The 16991-nt window shown below is 62.0% G+C and carries 17 protein-coding genes; all 17 read left to right on the top strand.

Going from position 1 to position 16991, the window contains the following annotated elements:
• Positions 1-2 precede the first annotated feature (2 nt).
• The 17 genes from RXV90_RS18975 to RXV90_RS18895 all read left to right on the top strand — a co-directional run bounded on the left by RXV90_RS18975 (position 3) and on the right by RXV90_RS18895 (position 16980).
• The gene (locus RXV90_RS18975; protein WP_316650644.1) at positions 3-854 is read left to right on the top strand and encodes an ABC transporter permease; all 852 of its coding nucleotides are present in this window, start codon (positions 3-5) and stop codon (positions 852-854) included.
• A gap of 11 nt (positions 855-865) precedes the next feature.
• On the top strand, positions 866-1678 hold the full coding sequence (locus RXV90_RS18970; RefSeq protein ID WP_316650641.1) for an ABC transporter permease: 813 nt from the start codon (positions 866-868) through the stop codon (positions 1676-1678).
• A gap of 22 nt (positions 1679-1700) precedes the next feature.
• A complete protein-coding gene (locus RXV90_RS18965; protein WP_316650639.1) occupies positions 1701-2459 on the top strand; it encodes an SDR family NAD(P)-dependent oxidoreductase in 759 nt (252 codons plus the stop codon).
• Positions 2460-2552: 93 nt separating this feature from the next.
• Positions 2553-2933, top strand: coding sequence for a hypothetical protein (locus RXV90_RS18960; RefSeq protein WP_316650637.1), 381 nt, complete (start codon positions 2553-2555; stop codon positions 2931-2933).
• Positions 2934-3225: 292 nt separating this feature from the next.
• Positions 3226-4509 carry an urea ABC transporter substrate-binding protein gene (gene urtA / locus RXV90_RS18955; protein ID WP_316650635.1) on the top strand — a complete coding sequence of 428 codons (1284 nt, stop codon included), beginning with the start codon at positions 3226-3228 and terminating at the stop codon, positions 4507-4509.
• 62 nt (positions 4510-4571) lie between these two features.
• Entirely contained in the window at positions 4572-6536 is a 1965-nt protein-coding gene (gene urtB / locus RXV90_RS18950; RefSeq protein ID WP_316650633.1) for an urea ABC transporter permease subunit UrtB, read from the top strand.
• A 1-nt stretch (position 6537) separates the two neighbouring features.
• Complete coding sequence (urtC, locus tag RXV90_RS18945) at positions 6538-7797, top strand: urea ABC transporter permease subunit UrtC (RefSeq protein WP_316650631.1); 1260 nt, start codon at positions 6538-6540, stop codon at positions 7795-7797.
• Entirely contained in the window at positions 7794-8534 is a 741-nt protein-coding gene (urtD, locus tag RXV90_RS18940) for an urea ABC transporter ATP-binding protein UrtD (RefSeq protein ID WP_316650629.1), read from the top strand. The genes urtC and urtD overlap by 4 nt, the downstream gene beginning before the upstream one ends.
• A gap of 1 nt (position 8535) precedes the next feature.
• Positions 8536-9231 carry an urea ABC transporter ATP-binding subunit UrtE gene (gene urtE / locus RXV90_RS18935; protein ID WP_316650698.1) on the top strand — a complete coding sequence of 232 codons (696 nt, stop codon included), beginning with the start codon at positions 8536-8538 and terminating at the stop codon, positions 9229-9231.
• 151 nt (positions 9232-9382) lie between these two features.
• On the top strand, positions 9383-9574 hold the full coding sequence (locus RXV90_RS18930; protein ID WP_316650627.1) for a hypothetical protein: 192 nt from the start codon (positions 9383-9385) through the stop codon (positions 9572-9574).
• Between the two features lie 17 nt (positions 9575-9591).
• Positions 9592-10737: a TRAP transporter substrate-binding protein gene (locus RXV90_RS18925; RefSeq protein ID WP_316650625.1), complete on the top strand. Its 1146-nt coding sequence runs from the start codon at positions 9592-9594 to the stop codon at positions 10735-10737.
• A gap of 111 nt (positions 10738-10848) precedes the next feature.
• Positions 10849-11364 (top strand): TRAP transporter small permease, encoded by a 516-nt coding sequence (locus RXV90_RS18920; protein ID WP_316650623.1) that lies wholly within the window; start codon positions 10849-10851, stop codon positions 11362-11364.
• 12 nt (positions 11365-11376) lie between these two features.
• The gene (locus tag RXV90_RS18915) at positions 11377-12705 is read left to right on the top strand and encodes a TRAP transporter large permease (RefSeq protein ID WP_316650621.1); all 1329 of its coding nucleotides are present in this window, start codon (positions 11377-11379) and stop codon (positions 12703-12705) included.
• A gap of 54 nt (positions 12706-12759) precedes the next feature.
• On the top strand, positions 12760-13167 hold the full coding sequence (locus RXV90_RS18910) for a universal stress protein (RefSeq protein WP_316650619.1): 408 nt from the start codon (positions 12760-12762) through the stop codon (positions 13165-13167).
• Between the two features lie 77 nt (positions 13168-13244).
• Complete coding sequence (locus RXV90_RS18905; protein ID WP_316650617.1) at positions 13245-14570, top strand: sensor histidine kinase; 1326 nt, start codon at positions 13245-13247, stop codon at positions 14568-14570.
• The gene (locus tag RXV90_RS18900; protein ID WP_316650615.1) at positions 14567-15559 is read left to right on the top strand and encodes an NADH-quinone oxidoreductase subunit B family protein; all 993 of its coding nucleotides are present in this window, start codon (positions 14567-14569) and stop codon (positions 15557-15559) included. The genes RXV90_RS18905 and RXV90_RS18900 overlap by 4 nt, the downstream gene beginning before the upstream one ends.
• Complete coding sequence (locus RXV90_RS18895) at positions 15556-16980, top strand: nickel-dependent hydrogenase large subunit (protein ID WP_316650614.1); 1425 nt, start codon at positions 15556-15558, stop codon at positions 16978-16980. The genes RXV90_RS18900 and RXV90_RS18895 overlap by 4 nt, the downstream gene beginning before the upstream one ends.
• The last annotated feature ends 11 nt before the right edge of the window (positions 16981-16991 follow it).

Genomic DNA, 16991 nt, shown 5'->3' with positions numbered 1-16991 from the left:
GAATGACGGAACGCGAGAGAAATTGGCTACTGGTCGCGCCCGCCGGGGCGTGGCTTCTGGTCATGCTCGTGCTTCCGCTTTCCGTTGTCCTGATCTTCAGCTTCGGAGAGCGGGCACCCTCCGGCGGATGGGTGCCCGCCTTCACTTTCGAGCAATACGCGAACCTTCCCGCTCGCCTCACCGCGTTTAAGAACACCCTGACGCTCGCGCCCCTCGGCACCTTGGCGGCGCTGATCATCGCCTATCCGCTCGCCTATCAACTTGCGGTCCGGACCGATTCCAGATGGAAGACCATTCTTCTTGTCCTCGTGATCGTACCGTTCTGGACGTCGATCCTGATCCGCAGCTATGCATGGATCTTCATCCTGGGCGGTCAGGGCCTCCCTGCGCTGCTTGAGGTCTTCGGACATGAAGATGTCCGGCTCATCTACACGCCGTTTGCGGTGACTGTGGGCATCGTCTACGGCTACCTACCGCTCATGGTCTTCCCGATCTACGTGGCGCTCGACCGGCTCGACAAACGACTTCTAGAGGCGTCTTCCGACTTGGGCGCCACGCCCTTGACGACCTTCCTGCGCGTCACCCTGCCCATGTCGATCTCCGGGATCGCCACCGGTTGCATGCTCGTCTTCATTTTGCTGATGGGCGAATTCCTGATCCCCGCGCTCCTTGGCGGCGGCAAGGTCTTCTTCGTTGGCAACGCGCTGGTCGACCTGTTCCTGCAATCGCGGAACTGGGCCTTCGGGTCTGCCGTGGCGGTCATGCTCATCCTCGTGATGCTCGTTACTGTCACGGTCTATATGCGTCTCATTTCGCGGCTGGCGGCCCAGCGCGAAGACGTGTCGATCATGTGAGGGCCGGAGGCATGCGGCTCTACTCCTTTTTTGTCTATGTCTTCCTTTACACCCCGATCGCGATCATCGCGCTCTTCAGCTTCAGTGCGGGTCGCAGCGCCAGCCAGTTCGACGGTTTTTCGGTCAAATGGTACGGTCGCGCCCTGAACAATCCCTTCGTTATGGATGCGCTTGGCAACAGCCTCTTCGTCGCGTTCATCTCGGCGACGCTCGCCAGCATCCTCGGCACCCTTGCAGCGGTCGGACTGCAGGGCATAAAGGGGCCGGCACGCGCGTTCTTCGATGCGATGATCTACATCGCGGTCATGATCCCCGGGATCGTGATCGGAATCGCGACGCTGATCGCGCTTGTCACCGTCTTCAACGTTGTGAATCCCTGGCTCGCGGCGATCTGGCCCGAGGGTGGCACGCCGCCCGCACTGTCGATGGGCATGCCGTCGCTGATTGCCACTCATACAATGTTCACGCTAGCCCTTGTGGTTCTTATCGTGCGCGCCCGCCTGCAAAGCCTCGAAGGTGCCCTGTCGGAGGCCTCCGCCGATCTTTATGCTCCGCCGTTCCGCACCTTCCGTCTCATTACCCTGCCACTGATTGCGCCCGCTATCCTGGCCGGCTTTCTCCTCAGCTTCACGTTCAGCTTCGACGATTTCATCATCGCCTTCTTCGTCGCGGGGTCCGAGACGACCCTGCCGATCTACATCTTCTCATCGATCCGGCGTGGTGTGACGCCCGAGGTCAACGCCATCGGGACGATGGTGATGCTAGCTTCTCTCATCCTGCTCGTGATCGCCCAACTCATCCTTCGGCGCGGGAATCGGGGGTGAACAATGGAAACGGGATGCCCTCATGCTGCTTGAAGACCGCGTTGCATTCGTCACCGGTGCCGGCTCGGGTATAGGAGCGGCGGGGGCCGAGGCCCTTGCCCGCGAGGGGGCGGTTGTGATCGTGACCGACAAGAACGGAAAGTCGGCGGAAGCCGTCGTGACCCGTATCATTGAGAGCGGCGGCAAAGCCCGGGCACTCACCCTCGACGTCACCGAAGATGCGGCCCTCACCAACGCGATCGAGACGGTGACCCGCGACGAGGGCCGGCTCGACATCCTTCACTCCCACGCCGGCGTACAGATCGAGGGCAAGCTCGAACAGGTGGCCGTAGCCGACATGGATCTGTCCTGGCGTCTGAACGTTCGCTCCCATTTCGTCGCCGCAAAGGCAGCAATCGCCCCTATGCGCCGGCTGGGCGCAGGCAGCGTGATCATCACTTCGTCGAATTCTGGCGTGCAGTACGACCGCGAGATGATCGCCTACGCCACAACAAAGCACGCGGTCCTTGCTATGACCCGTCAGATGGCAGCCGATTACGCGCGCGAGAATATCCGCTTCAACGCCCTTTGCCCCGGCTTCATCGACACGCCCTTCAACCATGGCTTCGAGGTGCAGATGGGCGGACGCGACAAACTTGAGGCCTATGTGCGAGACGCGATCCCGATGGGGCGGTTCGGTACAGTGGAAGAGATCGCCGAAGCCATTGTTTTCCTTGCCTCTGACCGCTCCTCCTTCATGACGGGCCATGCCTTCGTCATCGACGGAGGGGAATGTATCTGACCACCGGCAGCGCACAGACACCGAGGACACAGCGCAAGAGAATTTTCAGAACGTTCATTTTTTAGGCGTATTTCACAGCCTAAACTCCAAACCATGAGCGGTTTGAAAACTCTCATTTCCAGCCTCTGCGGCGTTGTCTTATGCGCCGCGCCGGCCTCTTCCCTGACCGATTTGGCGCGGGATTTCGCCACGTGCACAGGTCAGTTTTCTGCCATGGTCGAACACGCCTGGCTTATTCAGGATCCCCGCTCGGACAGGTATAACGATGATCGCGAAAAGTTCTTGGCACTTCTTGAGGCCGTCGGCGCAGGCGCAGATCCCGCCGCGCTGAACCAGCGAATCGAAGCGAAGGTCGCGCTAATGTCAGTCCTGAATGAAGCCAGGTTCGGCACGGACGAGGCCCGCTCGATGCGCGCCGAACGCCGCGCAGAAGCACAGCTGGCCGTCTGCCGACTCATGCTGCTTGGCGGCTGAGCCCCACACCAGTCGACAATGATTGCCGCTTTTGCAGGCACATACCTCCGATCTGCCGCTTTTTTAAGCTGGGGCTCCGAGCCGGGCTCAAACCGCCTCGGCTTTCCTCGTATCTCCCCGGCGATGAAGGCTTAAGTCGCGTCGGGTCTCTGCACCCGATAGATCGTGCGATGGTGCCGGCCTAGGAAACCAAGGTCACCATCGCACTCCGCAAACGAATTGCGTGGGAGGCATATGTGGCTTCAGGCTCTTTTTTGCAACGCTCCCCGCGCGACACGCAAAGGGGATAGAAATGTCCAAGACACTTCTTGGTTCAACTGCTGCCATCTTGGTCGCGGCCTCGTCGGCCGCCTATGCACAGGACGCATCCTGCCCGATCAAGGTCGGCGTCCTGCACTCTCTGTCAGGCACGATGGCGATCTCGGAAACGACGCTCAAAGACACGATGGAAATGCTGATCGACCAGCAGAACGCTGCGGGTGGCCTTCTGGGCTGCGAGCTTGAGGCCGTGGTGGTGGATCCAGCATCTGACTGGCCGCTCTTCGCCGAAAAGGCGCGCGAGCTTCTGACGGTTCACGAGGTCGACGTGATCTTCGGCAACTGGACTTCGGTCAGCCGCAAGTCGGTTTTGCCCGTGATCGAGGAACTGAATGGCCTTCTCTTCTACCCCGTCCAGTACGAGGGCGAAGAAAGCTCCAAGAACGTCTTTTATACCGGAGCCGCGCCGAACCAGCAGGCAATTCCGGCAACCGATTACTTCCTCGAGGAACTGGGCGTCGAGAAATTCGCCCTTCTCGGCACCGATTATGTCTATCCCCGGACGACGAACAACATCCTTGAAAGCTATCTTCAGCAACAGGGCATCCCGGCCGAGGACATCTTCGTGAACTACACGCCCTTCGGCCACTCCGACTGGTCCAAGATCGTAGCCGACGTCGTGGCACTCGGCGCTGACGGCAAGAAGGTAGGCGTCATCTCCACCATCAACGGCGATGCCAATGTGGGTTTCTACAAGGAGCTTGCCGCCGCGGGCATCTCCGCCGACGACATCCCTGTCGTTGCCTTTTCGGTGGGAGAAGAAGAGCTTTCGGGCCTCGACACCACGAACCTCGTCGGCCACCTCGCAGCATGGAACTACTTCCAGTCTGCCGACACGGAAGCCAACGAGGAATGGGTTGCTGCCTGGAAGGCACGCATGGGCGAAGACCGCGTGACAAACGACCCGATGGAAGCCCATTACATCGGCTTCAACATGTGGGTGAACGCCGCGACTGAAGCAGGCACCACCGATGTCGATGCCGTCCGTACTGCCATGTACGGCCAGGAATTCCCGAACCTGACTGGTGGCACTGCGGTGATGCTTCCAAACCACCACCTCGCCAAGCCCGTGTTGATCGGCGAAATCCAGGATGACGGCCAGTTCGACATCATCAGCCAGACCGAGGAAGTGCCGGGTGACGCCTGGACGGACTACCTCCCGGAATCGGCGGTATTGATCTCTGACTGGAAGGAGCTCGGCTGCGGAATGTACAACACCCAGACCGAGACCTGCGTTCAGATCAAGTCGAACTACTAGGACCTGATCGATCGGGGGCGGCACGTCGCTGCCCCCGACGTCTCAATCAAGGGATTCTTGGCATGGCTCGGGCCTGGCTCCGTCTTCTTCTGCCCTGTCTATTGCTCCTCGCTGCGCCCATCGCTGCGCAGGACGCCGACGCGCCTATTCAGCAGCTCCTTCAGGAACATGCCGAGATCATCGAGAAATCCTCCCGCCGCACAATCGGCCCCGCAATCGACGCGATCGCAGCAAGCGGCCTTCCCGAAGCGCAGGCTGTTCTCGAACGCTGGCAGGCCAAGGAGATGTGGATTGCCGAAGAAACTGGCCTCTTCGTTCGTGCGGAGGAGATCGACCGCGACACGATCCGCATCTTCGATTTCGCCGATGGCACTGAAATCGGCAGCGTTCCAGACGAAGGCTATACGCAGCTGAAGCCGAATTCCGGGATCCGCGGCCTGATAGGTGCCGCTCTCGTCCGCTTCCAACTGAACGATCCCGCGCCCGAAAACCGCGCAACTGCTCTCCATGCGATCGAGCGTGACCCGGAATTGTCGCACTTGGCGGCCCTGCGCGCGACCCTCGGCGACGAGACCGACCCCGCGCTCAAGGATCGCAAGGCTCGCCTCGAGCGCCTTCTGACGATCCGCTACGGCGAAAGCGACGAAGAGCGCATCGAAGCCATTGAAAGCTTCGAGGGCGATCTTGGCGTCGACGTCCGCGCGACGCTGAACCCACTTCTCGCCACCCGGATTGAGGTCGCCGAGGTCCGTCCCGAAGGCGACGACATCGCGGGCACGCTAGAGCCGGGAAGCGATGCGCTTTCGAATGCGGAGGCCTACGACCTTCTTGTTTCGGCCGGTCTCGCCAAGCCCCGGATAAGCCGAGAGGACAAACGCGCGGCCCTCGCCGCCAACATCGAAGGCGGCCGCGTGGGCGGCGTGGAAGTGGCCACGCTTGATACCGAGGCAGCCCGCGATCTCGCCTATGCAACCCTTGCGAGCGACGGCGTGGTCGAACCCGTCGCAACCGAGGCCGAAATTGCCGCCGCCCTATCCTCACATGTGTTCTACGAACGCTACACGGGCGCCTCACCGCTCGTGGCAATGGCCGCCGCCGCCGCCGTTTCAGATATCGAAAGCACGGTCGCGTTGAACCAGGCGCTTGACCTGGGGCTCGACGCGCTTTCCCTGGCCTCAATCTATTTTCTCGCCGCGATCGGGCTCGCGATCACCTTCGGAGTCATGGGCGTCATCAACATGGCCCACGGCGAGTTCATCATGATGGGCGCCTATACCGGCTATGTCGTCCAGCTCTTCGTGCCCGACTACACCCTCTCGATCCTGCTCGCGATCCCGCTGGCATTCATGGTCACATTCAGCGCGGGCGTGGCGATGGAACGCCTAGTGATCCGCTGGCTCTACCACCGCCCGCTCGAAACCCTTTTGGCCACCTTCGGGGTCTCGATCGCACTGCAACAGATCGCAAAGAATATCTTCGGCACCCAGGCCCGGCCACTAACCGCGCCCGACTGGCTCGACGGCTCGCTTGTCCTCAATGATATCGTCTCGATCAGCTACATCCGCATTGCGATCTTCATCCTCGCGCTGATTTTCCTTGCCATCTTCCTCGTCGTGATGAACCGCACCCGGCTTGGCCTGGAAGTGCGCGCCGTCACGCAGAACCCGCGCATGGCTGCCTCGATGGGAATCAATCCCGACAAGATCAACATGCTCACCTTCGGCTTCGGCTCAGGTATCGCCGGGATCGCGGGCGTTGCCATCGGTCTTTACGCCAAGGTCACGTCGGAGATGGGGTCGGACTATATCGTGCAATCCTTCATGACAGTGGTCGTCGGCGGGGTTGGCAATATCTGGGGCACCCTCCTCGGCGCGTCTCTCGTCGGCGTCCTCCAGAAAGGGATCGAGTGGCTGAACCCCTCGAACACGCTGGCCGCCCAGACCTACATGATCCTCTTCATCATTCTCTTCATCCAGTTCCGGCCGCGCGGGATCATCGCGCTCAAGGGCCGCGCGGCGGAGGCGTGACATGACAGACGCCACCCTCGCCGCAGCACCCCGCCGTCCCTTCGCTGTCCGCCACCCGTCAGTTCTGATCTTTCTTGCCTGCCTCGCGGCCTTCACCCTCTGCGTCACGATCCTCGCCGAGGGCTTCGGGATTGGCGTGATCTCGACGAGCTTCGTCAAGACCCTGGGCAAGACGCTCTGCCTCTGCCTGGTGGCACTGGCGATGGATCTCGTCTGGGGTTACTGCGGCATCCTTTCGCTCGGCCACATGGCCTTCTTCGGGATCGGCGGCTACGCGATCGGCATGTGGCTGATGTATGCCCGCACGGAACTGATCGTCATTGAAAGCCTATCGGCCGCGGCGCTTCCGCCTACCCCACAGGAGATATCCGACGGCATTGCCACCCAGATCTTCGGCGTCGTTGGGGCCTCCGAGTTCCCGCCGATCTGGGCCTTCGCCCATTCCTTACCCCTGCAACTGGCCTTCGTTGTCATTGTCCCCGGGATCCTGGCACTTGTATTCGGCTGGCTCGCCTTCCGCAGCCGGGTCACGGGGGTCTATCTCTCTATTCTGACACAGGCGATGACACTGGCCCTCTCGCTTTACCTCTTCCAGAATGACAGCGGGCTTCGTGGCAACAACGGGCTTTCGGGTCTTCAGAACCTGCCGGGCCTCGACGACGTGCCCCAATCCGCCGTCTCTCTCTGGTTCTTCTGGGCCTCGGCCCTTGCCCTCGGCCTGGGCTACATCCTCTGCGCCTGGCTCGTCTCGGGGAAATTCGGCTCCGTTCTTCGCGCGATCCGCGACGACGAGGCGCGCGTGCGCTTCCTTGGCTATCCCGTCGAGGCGTTCAAGCTTGTGGTCTTCACACTCACAGCGATTATCGCGGCGATCGCCGGCGCTCTCTATTATCCGCAGGCGGGCATCATCAATCCCGCGGAAATCGCTCCAATCGCTTCGATCTACCTTGCCGTCTGGGTCGCTATCGGCGGGCGCGGGCGGCTTTACGGCGCAGTGATTGGCGCGGCCTTTGTCTCGCTTCTTTCGACCTGGTTCACAGGCGGCCAGGCCCCTGATGTGAATCTCGGCTTCTACACGATCCAATGGGTTGACTGGTGGACGGTGCTTCTCGGCCTCTCCTTCGTCGCCGTAACGCTCTTTGCGCCAAAAGGCATCGGCGGGCTTTTCGATCTCCTCGCCGACCGCAAGAGCCCCGATCGTCACGGCGCCGATCTTGGCCCCGACCAGGGCGCGCTCCGCGAAAAGGAGGCCGATGCATGAGTACGTTGCTCGAGGTTTCCGGCGTCTCCGTCTCGTTCGACGGCTTCAAGGCGATCAACAACCTCTCCTTCCAGATAGGCCCGAAGGAACTTCGCGCAGTGATCGGTCCGAACGGTGCCGGCAAGACCACCTTCATGGATATCGTCACCGGAAAGACCCGGCCCGACGAGGGCCGCGTTCTTTACGGAGAGAAAAGCGCCTCGCTCCTTTCCATGTCCGAAAGCCAGATCGCGCAGGCCGGCATCGGGCGCAAATTCCAGCGTCCGACGGTCTTCGAAGATCAGACTGTTTCGGAAAACCTGATGATGGCGCTCAAGAAAAAGCGCGGGCCATTCGCCGTTCTCGCCTTCCGCCCGAGTGCGGCGGACATCGACCGGGTGGGAGAGCTTGCGGCCGAGATCGGCTTGAAAGGCGCGGTCGACCGGAAGGCGGGCGAACTCAGCCACGGCCAGAAACAGTGGCTCGAAATTGGAATGCTCCTTGCGCAGGAGCCCCGGCTTCTTCTGGTCGACGAACCAGCGGCCGGCATGACGCCGTCGGAGCGCGAGCACACGACCGAACTCCTCGTCGAGGCAGCGCGCAGCCGAGCCGTCGTTGTCGTCGAGCATGACATGGAATTCGTTCGCCGCCTGGACTGCAAAGTCACGGTCCTGCACGAGGGTTCCGTCCTCGCCGAAGGTTCGATCGACCGGGTTACGCAAGACGAAAAGGTGATCGAGGTGTATCTTGGGCGCTGACATTCTATCGGTGACCGGGGTCACCCTGCATTACGGCAGCAGCCAGATCCTGAACGGCGTCGACCTGACAGCGCGCAAAGGCGAGGTCACCTGCGTGATGGGCACGAACGGCGTCGGCAAGACCTCGCTTCTGAAAGCGATTTCCGGCACACATCCGTGGAGCGGGGGGAGCTACACGCTCGATGGCGAAGAGATCCGTCATGCCAGCGCGCACATGCTTGCCCAGAAGGGCGTGGCCTACGTGCCCCAAGGGCGCGAAATCTTCCCCTTCCTAACCGTTCAGGAAAATCTCGAAACTGGCTTCGCCTGCCTGCCAAGAGCCGAACGGCACGTGCCCGACGAAGTGTTCGATCTGTTCCCGATCCTTCGCGAATTCCTGTCGCGCCGTGGCGGCGATCTTTCCGGCGGGCAGCAGCAGCAGCTCGCCATCGCCCGCGCCCTCGTCACCCGGCCCAAGCTCCTTCTCCTCGACGAACCCACTGAAGGGATACAGCCCAACATCATCAAGCAGATCGGCGAAGTGATCCGCCGACTCAGGGCCAGAGGCGACATGGCGATCGTTCTGGTCGAGCAGTATTTTGACTTCGCCTTCGACCTCGGCGACCGCTTTGTCGTTCTCGAACGCGGTGCGCCGAAGCTCACCGGCAATGCTGCGGAAATGAAACGCCAAACGCTCCTTCAGGCCGTTTCAGTCTGACACCCCTCCAAGACGCCAGCCGACGCCCTTCCTTTGGCGGATCGTTCAAGTTGGGCTAAGCTTGGCTTGAGGAAGATTATGTAAGCGCTTGCATGACGTGATGTAAGCGCTTACAATTCCTTAACTGACCCGAACACCTAGGGAGGAAAGCGTGTTCATCGTCATTACACTGGGTCTCTTTTCGGTCTTTCTCGCAAACGTGGTTCTCGGTGCCTTCGGAGGCACTCAGTTCATGGGCGACGTCGGCGAGATGCTGGTGCTCTTCGGGGCATCACTGGCATTCGTCGTGGTGATCCTTCAGCGTGAGGCCGCCGCGAAAAACAACAACCAAACAGATACATGAACCATAGGGAGAAGATCATGAATCGTGAGAAACTGGATCGCGCCTCAGAGGAACGGCGCAATTTCCTCAAGCTGACCAGCGCCGGCGGCTTCACAGCCGCGATGGTGGCCGGCGCGGGCGGCATGCTCTGGTCGAGCGAAGCTTCGGCTCAGACCGCCAAGGAGGAAAGAGAGCGCGAAGCAGCGGCAGAGCACACGATGACTCTCGCCACGGCCTATGTCCTCGGCGCTTCCCGCAGCTATCCGATCATGCAGCTGGACCTGAAGGAAAATATCCAGAACTCGACCAACGGCAAGGTCTACGTCAAGCTCGCCCCAGGCGGCCAGCTCGGCGCAGGTGGTGCGTTGGCCCAGGCGGTACAGACCGGCACGATCCAGTGCGCGCAGCACTCACTGTCGAACTTCGCGCCATTTGCCAGCGTGGTCGACCTGATCAACATGCCGTATTTCTGCGGCTCAAACCAGCGCTTCACCAACCTCGTGACTTCCGACGCCTGGAAGGGCGAGGTTCACCCCAAGATCGAGGCTTCGGGCTTCAAGGCGCTGTTCTACATCGTGATCGACCCCCGCGTCGTCGCGGTCCGCAAGGGCGGCAATGCAGTGATCACCCCCGGCGACCTTGACGGCGTCAAGTTCCGCGTCCCGGGCTCCAAGATGCTGCAGCAGTACTACCGCATGGTCGGCGCGAACCCGACACCGGTGGCCTGGGGCGAAACGCCGTCGGCGATCAAGCAGGGCGTCGCCGATGCGCTCGACCCGTCGGTGGGTGCGCTCTTCGTCTTCGGCTTCAAGGACATCCTGAGCCACGTCACCTTCACGCAGGCTGTGCCCGACAGTCAGGTCTACTCGATGAACCTTGAATGGTTCAATTCGCTGTCGAGCGACGTTCAGGAAGGCATCGAGTTTGCAGGCGAACTCACCGCACACCAGAACCTCGCGAAAGTGCCTTCCGCGCGCTCCTACGCGATGTCGGAGCTGACCAAGGCAGGCGTCGAGTTCCATTCGCTTTCCGACGATCAGCTCGCCGAATGGCAGGATACGGGCGGTTATCAGCGCTCGGAATGGGACGAGTTCAAGCTCGAACTCGCCGGCTCGATGGACACCTTCTCGAAGCTCGAAGAGGCGGCAGGGACCATGGGCCGCTACTACGTCCACGACGCCTGATCCGGCACCTTCGGGGGGCAGCGGCAAACCCGCTGCCCCTTCATCCTGAAAATACCCCTCGCCGGTCGCACCCGCGGCCTGTAACTGCCGCCAGGCACACGGGAGGCGTCCATGTCGCAGATCCTGAATAACTTGAACCGGAACGCCGAGCGATGGGCGCTTCTGATCTTCTACACGATGCTCGTTGCGACGATGTTCATCGAGGTGCTGCGCCGGGAACTTCTCAGCTACTCCTCGATCTGGGGTGAAGAGATCGTGCGCTATTCCTTCATCTACCTGGCGTGGATCGGGGCAGCTTCTGCGGTGCGCGAACGCGGCCACATCCGGATCGACGTGCTGATGCATTATGTCGGCCCCCGGGTAAAGGCGCTTCTCTATCTTTTTGGGGATTTCGTGATGGTAGCCGTGTCGATCGTCGCACTCTACTACTCCTTCGAGACCGTGCACGTCTCGGCGAAATTCGGCTCCGTCACCGACGGGCTGCGTATCAGCCGAGTGTGGTTCCTGATGGCGGTGCCCGTTGGCTTCAGCCTCGTACTGCTGCGTCTCGTTCAATCCATCATCCGCGACATCGCGGACCTTCGAGCGGGCCGTCCCGTCTACGAAGGCGACAAGCTGTTCGACTGAGGAGGTCGCGCGATGCTCTGGAACCAACTCGATCAAACAGTCGTTCTTGGCTGGGATTTCTACGGCTCTGTGATCCTATTCGTGGTGCTTGTGGCGCTCGCCGTGCCGGTCTGGGCAGCAATCGGCGCATCTGCGATCGTCATGCTGGTCTGGTCCGGCGCCCTGCCACTGGGGCTTGTTGGAGAGAAACTTTTCACCGGGATTGATTTCTTCGCCCTGACCGCCGTGCCCCTCTTTATCCTGACCGGTGACGTGCTGGTCCGAACCGGACTCAGTCGAAAATTCCTCGACGTTGCCGAGGCACTTACCCAGTTCGCCAAAGGCGGATTTGGATCGGCCACAGTGCTCGTCTGCGGCATGTTCGCCGCGATCTCGGGCTCTGACGCGGCGGGTGCCGCTGCCGTGGGCCGGATGACGATCGACCGGCTTGTTGAATCGGGCTACCCCCGCCCGTATGCCTGCGCGCTCGTCGCGGCGGGCGCCTGTACCGGAATCCTGATCCCGCCGTCGATCGCCTATATCATCATTGGTCTCGTACTGGGTATTTCGGCCTCGACCCTCTTTCTTGCGGCCCTGATCCCCGGCATCGCGATCCTCGTGTCTATCCTTGCCACCAACGTGATCATGAACCGCCTTTACGGCTGGGAAGGTGGCGGCAACATCTCGATGTCAGAATACCTTTCCCGGCTCGGCAAGGCCCTGAAATCTGGTTGGTACGCCTTCCTCGTTCCCGGAATCATCTTCTACGGCATCTTCTCGGGTCGCCTTACCCCCACCGAGGCAGGCGCGACTGCTGTTGTCGTGACGATTATTATGGGCTTCATCCTCGGCACCCTGAAGCTGAGCGATTTCCCCTCCATGCTGGTGAGTTCCGCGAAGGTGAACGGGGTGATCCTGCCGATCATTGCCTTTTCTGCTCCGCTCGCCGAAGCCCTCGCGATCATCGGTGTGCCACAGGGCTTCGTTGCCGCGGCTTCCTCGGTCAGCGACGAACCATGGGTGCTGGTTCTGATGATGCTCTGCATCCTGATCGCGGCTGGCTGTGTAATGGAGACGACGCCAAACATCGTGATTCTCGCGCCGATCCTGAAGCCGCTTGCCGACGATATCGGCATGAACGAGATCCAGTTCTGCATCATGATGATCACTGCCCTCGGCGTGGGTTTCATCACGCCGCCCCTCGGGCTCAATCTCTTCGTGGTGGCAGGGATCACGGGAGAGTCGATATTGCGCATCGCCTATCGCGCGATCCCGTTCGTGCTTTTCATGCTGATCGTGACGATCTTCATCGCTTACTGGCCGACGATCTCGACGGTGCTCCTGCCCGATATCTACAAGTAGGCCGGGGCGCGCACGTGCGCGCCCCGCATCGCCAACCGGAAGGAAGGACAGACCGTGCACTCTCACATTCTCATCCCCGTCGCACTTGACCACGAGGGTCACGCGACCAGCAAAATCGCCATCGCTCGCCGGCTTCTCGCCAACGGCGGCCGCATCACGCTGATGACTGTGCTCGAGGATGTTCCGGGCTTCGTCGCTGAATTCGTCGACATGAAACCGATCAATCACCTCAGCGAGCGTATCAAGGCCAAGCTCGACGCCATTGCCGACGGTGCCCCCGAGATCGCGACGACGGTGGTCAGCGGCAAGGCCGGCGTGCGCGTCGCAGAATTCGCCCGCGCCAACAAGGTGGATCTGATCATCGTCGGCTCGCACAGCCCGGGCGCCCAGGATTATTTCCTTGGCTCCACCGCCTCGCGGGTCGCCCGCCGCGCACCCTGCTCGGTCTACATCATGCGCTGAGGACCCGGCGTCCCCAGCCGTCACGCAGGCTTCTTCTGCAAAGAGGATTGTCCTAGAGTACGGGGGAAGGAGACGCCATGCCACTCAAGATCGGGGCACCGAACGCACAGGATCGCACCTTCTCGGACCAGGCCTGGGGGGAGGTTCTGGAGGCTGTGGACAAGGCCTATGCCGAACTCGTGACCTATCAGGAACGGCTGGAGCGGCAGAACGAAGAGCTCCATGAATTCCAGCGCTTTGTCGCCTCGATTCTGTCCTCTGTAAGCGACATCATGATCGTGGTCGGGCGCGGCAACCGGATCGAGGAAGTCAGTGCCTCACTCTCCAACCTCACCGGTCAGCGCGGCGATGCGCTGATCGGATCTGACGCGACCGATCTCTTTTCTCCCGAAAGCCGGGACCGCTTCAACCAGGAGCTCGAGGCCCTCCGCTTCTCCCGCGATCCTGCGCGCTTCGAGGCACTGCTCGGCGCGGGCGGAGATCCCGAACCGTACGACATATCGATTACTGCACGCGTCGATGACCGCGGCCGCATGATCGGCGCGGTGATCGTGGGCCGGCCCTTGGGCGAATTGCGCCGCGCCTACCAGGAACTCGAGGACAGTCATAGAAGCCTAAAAGAGGCGCAGGCCCAACTCGTGCGCAACGAAAAGCTTGCTTCCCTGGGCCGCCTTCTCGCCGGCGTCGCCCATGAGCTGAACAATCCGATCAGCTTCGTCTACGCCAATGCTCATGCGCTTGAGAAATACATCGGCCGGTTCGAGGCCTATTTCGAACGCGTCGAAGCGGGGGCGCCTCGTGAGGAACTCGTCGCACTCCGGCAGGAACTGAAACTTGAACGCGAACTCCGCAACCTTCGCGGCGCCATCGATGGTGCTCGCGACGGTGCCGAACGGGTCCGAGATATCGTGGCCGATCTCCGCCGCCTGACAGTGGCAGGCGGCGTCAGTGTCGAAAGTTTCGACCTTGTCGAAGCGGCCCGCGTCGCCGCGCGATGGGTCTGCCGCGGCAGCAAGACGGGCGCAGAGGTGCGGTTCGAGGGCTCCCAGACGCTTCGCATCCTTGGCAACCAGGGCCATGTGCAACAAATCATTATGAACCTCATTCAGAACGCCATCGACGCAGTCGAAGGCCAGACGGATCCCGACATCTGGATCGAAGCCGCAGAAGAAGACGGCATGGCCGTTCTCAAAATCACTGACAACGGCCCCGGCATCCCTTCGTCGGCCGCCGCCTCGATCTTCGACCCGTTCTTCACCACGAAACCGGTCGGCAAGGGTACCGGCCTCGGCCTCTCGATCTCGAACAAGATCGCTGAGGAGCATGGTGGGCGCCTCCACCACGTTCCACGCGAGGATGGCACGTCCTTTCGCCTCGAACTTCCACTGGAGAAAACGGCGTGAACCTCCTCTGGCTTCAGTCCGCCGGATGCGGCGGCTGTACCATGTCGCTCCTATGCGCCGAGGATCCAAACGTCCTCGAACTCCTAGACGACGCCGGGATAGATATCCTTTGGCATCCCGCGATCTCGGAAGCGACTGGGGCCGAGGCCCGCGGGCTGCTCGACGCGATCCTCTCCGGCGACACCCAACTCGACATCCTATGCGTCGAAGGCTCCATAGTGACCGGGCCGAAGGGTACGGGCCGCTATCATATCCTTTCCGGTACCGGGCGACCCATCCTTGACTGGTGTCGCGATCTCGCCCCGATGGCGAAGCATGTAGTCGCCGTCGGCACCTGCGCAGCCTTCGGCGGGATCACGGCAGCGGGCGGCAATCCCTCGGGGGCGGTTGGGCTACAATTTGACGGCAGCCACGCGGGCGGCGCCCTGCCGCCCACGTTCCGCTCCAAATCCGGAATGCCGGTCATAAATGTCTCAGGCTGTCCAACGCATCCCGACTGGGTAACCGAGACGCTCCTCCTCCTCGCCAGCGGCACACTGAACGAACGCGCGCTCGACGACTTCAACCGGCCGCGTTTCTATACAGATCACCTCGTCCACCACGCCTGCCCGAAAAACGAGTATTACGAGTACAAAGCCAGTGCCCGCCACCTTTCGCAACTTGGATGCATGATGGAGCACCTGGGCTGCATCGGCACCCAGGCGGTGGGCGACTGCAACATCCGGCCCTGGAACGGGAGCGGCTCTTGCACCCGCGGCGGTTATCCCTGCATCGCCTGCACGAGCCCCGAATTCGAAGATCCGGAGCTTACCTTTACCGAGACCCCGAAGCTGGCGGGCATCCCCGTGGGCCTGCCGTCCGACATGCCGAAGGCGTGGTTCATGGCACTGGCCTCGCTGTCCAAGGCCGCCACGCCCAAGCGGATCAGCCGCAACGCGCAATCGGACCGCATCGAGGTCGCCCCGAAACCCAAGCGCGAACGGTCATGACAGAACTGATTGTCGGGCCGTTCAACCGCGTCGAAGGCGATCTCGAGGTGCGCCTCGAGATCGAAGACGGCCTGGTCCGCGCGGCCTATGCCAATTCCCCCCTGTTCCGCGGCTTCGAAGTAATGCTGCAAGGCGCCGACCCGCGCGATGCACTGACCTTGACGCCCCGGATCTGCGGGATCTGTTCCATCAGCCAGTCAGCGGCAGCTGCCCGCGCGCTTGCCGATGCGGCGGGGGCGAAGATGACGGAACAGGGCGCTCTCGCCGCGGCCCTTCTCCACGGGGTGGAAAACCTCGCGGACCACGTGACGCATTTCAACCTCTTCTTTATGCCCGATTTTGCGCGCCCAGCATACGAGGCGCGAAGTTGGTACGCCGAAGCGACAGCCCGCTTCACCGCGACTAAGGGCACCGCGTTGAAGGAGGCGCTCGACGCCCGCGCACGGCTCTTTCACATCACCGGCATCCTCGGGGGGAAATGGCCCCACACGCTCGCGATCCAGCCTGCGGGCGTCACAAAGACCCCCGACGCCGCCGAACGCGTGCGCATCCTCTCGATCCTCCGAAGTTTCCGCCGCTATCTCGATACCAGTCTTTTCGGCGCACCTCTTGAAGAATTCTGCTCCCTCACCACTCCAGCCGATCTCGACAATTGGCAGGCCGGAGACGCGGGCCTCTTCCTCCGTATCGCGACCGATCTGAACCTCGCGACCCTGGGCAAGGGCCCCGGGCGCTACCTTTCCTACGGCGCCTACCCGCTTATCCAGGCCCGGTGCACCGCCACCGGGCTCTGGGCTGACGGAGCCGTCTCTCCGATCGATCATGGCGATATTGTCGAGCATGTTGTGGCCAGTTGGATGACCGGCACGGCGGCCCACCCATTTGACGGCACCACCCACCCTGACGATGAAATGGCGGGCGACGGCTACAGCTGGTGCAAGGCACCCCGCATCAGCGGCCACACCGCTGAGGTTGGCGCACTTGCCCGCCAGATCGTCGATGGTCACCCCCTCGCCCTTGCCCTCGCGCCTGAGGGCGGCGTGCGCGCCCGGATCGCAGGCCGCCTTCTCGAAATCGCCCTCACGCAGATCTGGCTTGAGGAGTGGGCGCGTGCGCTTGATCCCACCGCCCGCTTCATGGGCGAGTTTTCCCTTCCCGATAGCGCGCGCGGCATCGGGCTCGTCGAGGCCGCACGCGGGGCGCTCGGCCACTGGGTGGTGATCGAAGGCGGGCGCATCGCCAACTACCAGATCGTTGCCCCCACCACATGGAATTTCTCGCCGCGTGACGCCGGCGGGACGCCGGGCCCACTGGAAGCGGCTCTCGCCGGCGCCCCGGTGGAGCCGGGCGAAACCGCACCCGTTTCCGTCCAGCACATCGTGCGAAGCTTCGATCCCTGCATGGTCTGCACGGTGCATTGAAACCCGGACGG

The sequence above is a fragment of the Ovoidimarina sediminis genome, from assembly GCF_032586175.1.
GTDB lineage: Bacteria > Pseudomonadota > Alphaproteobacteria > Rhodobacterales > Rhodobacteraceae > Ovoidimarina > Ovoidimarina sediminis.
The sequence above is the reverse complement of the archived record's forward strand: the minus strand, read 5'-3'. Positions and strand labels throughout refer to the sequence as shown.

What these genes read in the sequence shown, in the direction of transcription:
- RXV90_RS18915 (WP_316650621.1), top strand. Translation starts at nt 11,377, where the DNA reads ATGCTCTGGAACCAACTCGATCAAACAGTCGTTCTTGGCTGGGATTTC.
- urtA (WP_316650635.1), top strand. Translation starts at nt 3,226, where the DNA reads ATGTCCAAGACACTTCTTGGTTCAACTGCTGCCATCTTGGTCGCGGCC.
- urtD (WP_316650629.1), top strand. Translation starts at nt 7,794, where the DNA reads ATGAGTACGTTGCTCGAGGTTTCCGGCGTCTCCGTCTCGTTCGACGGC.
- RXV90_RS18965 (WP_316650639.1), top strand. Translation starts at nt 1,701, where the DNA reads ATGCTGCTTGAAGACCGCGTTGCATTCGTCACCGGTGCCGGCTCGGGT.
- RXV90_RS18970 (WP_316650641.1), top strand. Translation starts at nt 866, where the DNA reads ATGCGGCTCTACTCCTTTTTTGTCTATGTCTTCCTTTACACCCCGATC.
- urtC (WP_316650631.1), top strand. Translation starts at nt 6,538, where the DNA reads ATGACAGACGCCACCCTCGCCGCAGCACCCCGCCGTCCCTTCGCTGTC.
- urtB (WP_316650633.1), top strand. Translation starts at nt 4,572, where the DNA reads ATGGCTCGGGCCTGGCTCCGTCTTCTTCTGCCCTGTCTATTGCTCCTC.
- RXV90_RS18905 (WP_316650617.1), top strand. Translation starts at nt 13,245, where the DNA reads ATGCCACTCAAGATCGGGGCACCGAACGCACAGGATCGCACCTTCTCG.
- RXV90_RS18925 (WP_316650625.1), top strand. Translation starts at nt 9,592, where the DNA reads ATGAATCGTGAGAAACTGGATCGCGCCTCAGAGGAACGGCGCAATTTC.
- RXV90_RS18895 (WP_316650614.1), top strand. Translation starts at nt 15,556, where the DNA reads ATGACAGAACTGATTGTCGGGCCGTTCAACCGCGTCGAAGGCGATCTC.
- RXV90_RS18975 (WP_316650644.1), top strand. Translation starts at nt 3, where the DNA reads ATGACGGAACGCGAGAGAAATTGGCTACTGGTCGCGCCCGCCGGGGCG.
- RXV90_RS18960 (WP_316650637.1), top strand. Translation starts at nt 2,553, where the DNA reads ATGAGCGGTTTGAAAACTCTCATTTCCAGCCTCTGCGGCGTTGTCTTA.
- RXV90_RS18920 (WP_316650623.1), top strand. Translation starts at nt 10,849, where the DNA reads ATGTCGCAGATCCTGAATAACTTGAACCGGAACGCCGAGCGATGGGCG.